General features: G+C 36.5%; 2 protein-coding genes. One reads left to right on the top strand and one right to left on the bottom strand.

All coding sequences use genetic code 11. The features are described 5' to 3' along the window. Nucleotides 1-300 precede the first annotated feature (300 nt). Nucleotides 301-924, top strand: coding sequence for a tyrosine-type recombinase/integrase (locus CXF89_RS18680; protein ID WP_121955436.1), 624 nt, complete (start codon nucleotides 301-303; stop codon nucleotides 922-924). Between the two features lie 122 nt (nucleotides 925-1,046). Here CXF89_RS18680 and CXF89_RS18675 read toward each other — a convergent pair. After that, on the bottom strand, nucleotides 1,047-3,420 hold a 2,374-nt coding region (locus tag CXF89_RS18675), incomplete at its 5' end, for a PAS domain-containing hybrid sensor histidine kinase/response regulator (protein WP_121955435.1).

The raw sequence follows: 3,420 nt of genomic DNA, 5'->3' as shown, positions 1-3,420 counted from the left end.
TATTTAATAGTGCGCTCATCGCATATACTTCTGCCGACGCTACGCTCATTTTCCTACATTATATAGTTTTAACAAATAACCTAAAGCATTACTACCACTAAGCTTTTTAAAGCTTTAAAGTAAAGTTTAATAGAACAATATGCTCGCGTCGCTTATTTTCATGAATATATGCGCAAAGAGCAGTTTAACCAATCAATTAACGACGATATTTAGCCAATCTCAATGACCGCTTTTCGCTCATACCCGAATTCTTTTGTAGCAAGCTAAGCTTAAAACTCCATAAACACCGGAGTACAAATAATGCACCAGTTAACAATATATCAGCCTAAAGAGCCTTGGAATAAAAATAAGCTTGTAGGACAAAAGTTACCTCTAAAATCACAGCAAATATGGGCTATCCGAATACGACTGGAACTTTTTCATAAAATAAGAGATCTAGCACTATTTAACCTAGCCATAGATAGCAAACTAAGAGGGTGTGATTTAGTTTCACTAAAAGTTAATGACATCGCACATGGGAAAACAATCCAATCACGGGCAATAGTCGTTCAAAAAAAGACTGGTATGCCTGTTCAATTTGAAATTACTGGAAATACAAGGAAATCAATTGTGGCGCTCATAGAGCAATTCACTCTCAATTCTTATGATTACTTGTTTAAGTCACGAATTCATTCCTCTGAACACCTTTCAACCCGTCAATATGGACGTATAGTTGACTCTTGGGTCACCTCAATTGGGTTAGATAAGACTCAATATGGCACTCATTCAATGAGACGTACCAAACCATCACTAATTTACAAAAAAACTAAAAATTTAAGAGCCTGTCAGCTTCTACTTGGCCATAGAAAACTAGAGAGCACTGTCAGGTACTTGGGAATAGAAGTTGATGATGCGTTAGAAGTATCAGAACAGATCGATGCTTAAATTTGAACCTAAGCCAGACTCGAAGTTAGGGTCTGGCACGTGCCAATAAACCTACTTCAGTTAAATTTCTTTAAAAGCATAAATGACCCAAATGCATTTAAATAATGCAAAATATCAGACTCTTAACTATTGAAATAATGCTTCAGAGTTCCATACAATTTATTTATGTCTATCGGTTTTGCAATATGTGCGGTAAACCCCTTACGATAGTAGTTTTCTACATCTGTTTCCATAACATTTGCTGTAAGTGCCATTACAGTAAGGCTTGGATCTAAAGATTGTATTTGTTGTTGGGCCTCAATACCATCCATTATAGGCATGTGTATATCCATTAATACTAAGTCGAATTTGTTGCATTGGACCGCTTTAACAGCCAGTAGACCATTTTCAACAATTGTAACGTTTGCATTAGTTCGTTTAAGCATTGCCTCTATTAGCACTTTATTAATGTTATTATCTTCTGCAACTAATATTTTTTTACCTTCTAAGTTAGGGGCGGATAATGCTTTTTTTGCCTTATTAACAGGTGCAAAATCAACTTGATCTAAAGGCAGAATAAGGATTATCGTTGTGCCTCTTCCTAATGCACTTTGAATATCCATTTTACCCCCCATCACTTCAATTAAGCTGATTGTGATGGACATACCTAGCCCAGTTCCACCGTACTTTCTCGTTGTAGAGGTATCAGCTTGAGTAAAGCGCTCAAAAATATGCTCAACAGCCTCTTTACTCATACCGATACCGGAATCGATAATTTCAATCTTAATAGCTTGTTTATCTTGATAGAGTTGGCTACTAACGTTTATTTGAACACTTCCTTTTTCTGTGAACTTGACTGCATTTGTCGCTAAATTTAATATAATCTGCTTAACCCTAACTAAGTCACCTATCCAGTATTCGTTGTAGCTTTTCCCCTTATTAACGAGAAACTGAATTCGCTTTCCACTAACTAAAGAGTCTAGATCATATTTTACTGACTCCAATACTTCGGTTAATGAAAACTGGACACTTTCAATTTGTAATTTATTCGACTCTATTTTCGAATAATCTAAAATATCGTTTATTATGATTAAGAGACTTTGGGCTGAGAAGGATGCATTTTTAAGCACTGTACTCAATTCGGTAGATAAGTTTGTGTTTTTTAGTAATTGTAGAGCGCCTAGAATCGCATTCATTGGCGTGCGTATTTCATGACTCATATTGGCCAAAAAGTCACTTTTTGCCTTTACAGCATTTTCAGCGGCTAATTTTGCTTCTGACAAAACGCGTAATGCATCAGCTCGCTCTGTAACATCGTAGTTTACGCCTACCACCTTAATTGCTTCGCCGTGTGAATCTCTTAATATTTCGGCGCTTGCTTTCATCGTTCTTATGTTGCCATCCGGATGAACAACACGAAATTCAGGATCATATGAACCATTGCCACTAATAGCGGCTTCTAACTGGTTTTTAGTGTTTTCAATGTCGTCAGGATGCACAATATTTATCCATGCATCATATGCCCCAGAAAACTGAGATTCTGTAATGCCATGTAATTTGTACATCCAGTTATCCCACATTAGCACTCCTGTTTTTAAATCCCACTCCCAAACACCAATTCCTGCTGAATCATTAGCTAACTGCATACGTAGTGCAAATAGATCGGCTTTGTCTTTAGCTACTTGTAGTTGTTGCTCACTATTTTTTTGATATGAAATGTCTTGTACAACAGACCAAATGAATACTTGGCCCTTACTGTCTGTAATTTTTATACCCGACAGTAGTACAGGATATACTTCACCATTTTTGTGAATGTACTCTTTTTGATATGGGCCGTAATAACCGTACTTAGAGAGAGAGTCCAATTGCTCCTGCTCCTGCTCTGCGTATTTTTTCGGGGTGAGTTGCCAATAATCCATTTGGTTAAGTTCTTCGGCACTATACCCAGTAATTTTTTCGAATTCTTGGTTGGTAAATTCAAATTTACCATTAGTTATTGCGTTTATTACGATACCGATAGGTGCTAAATCTACAAATTTTTCAAATTTCTCTTTTTCACCTAAATAAGCTTTTTCAAAACGTTTTCTTTCTGAATACTCGGTGCTCAGCTTTTCTTGAGTTTTTGCTAGGTCTGATATATCTCGACCAACAGCCAAGATTAACTGACTGTCACCAATAGCTAAGGAGGTTAACGACACGAAGCAAGGGAAAGTAGTTCCATCTAAGCGAAAATGTGTCCACTGGAAGATTTGTGAGCCATATACAACAGTATTTTCTATATACTCTTTAGCCATTTCTTTAGAGAGTCTGCCGCAGGGTTGGTACTTAGGTGATAAATCAGAAGGGCTAAGGTTAAGGAAGTTAGCATTGCTTTTTACGCCGTGCATATCAATAGCGGATTGATTACACTCTATAAACTTGCTAGAGGTTAAATCAATAATTGAAAGTGCATCTGCTGAAACATCAAAGATTTTTTTATATTTATCTCTTTCTTTAGATAGTTCAACAATAGTTTGT

This window comes from Pseudoalteromonas sp. MelDa3 (assembly GCF_002863625.1).
In the GTDB taxonomy this organism is placed as follows: Bacteria; Pseudomonadota; Gammaproteobacteria; order Enterobacterales; family Alteromonadaceae; genus Pseudoalteromonas; species Pseudoalteromonas arctica.
This window is presented reverse-complemented; position numbering and strand designations above follow the sequence as displayed.

Coding starts and splice junctions, on each gene's coding strand:
- CXF89_RS18680 (WP_121955436.1), top strand. CDS start 301: ATGCACCAGTTAACAATATATCAGCCTAAAGAGCCTTGGAATAAAAAT.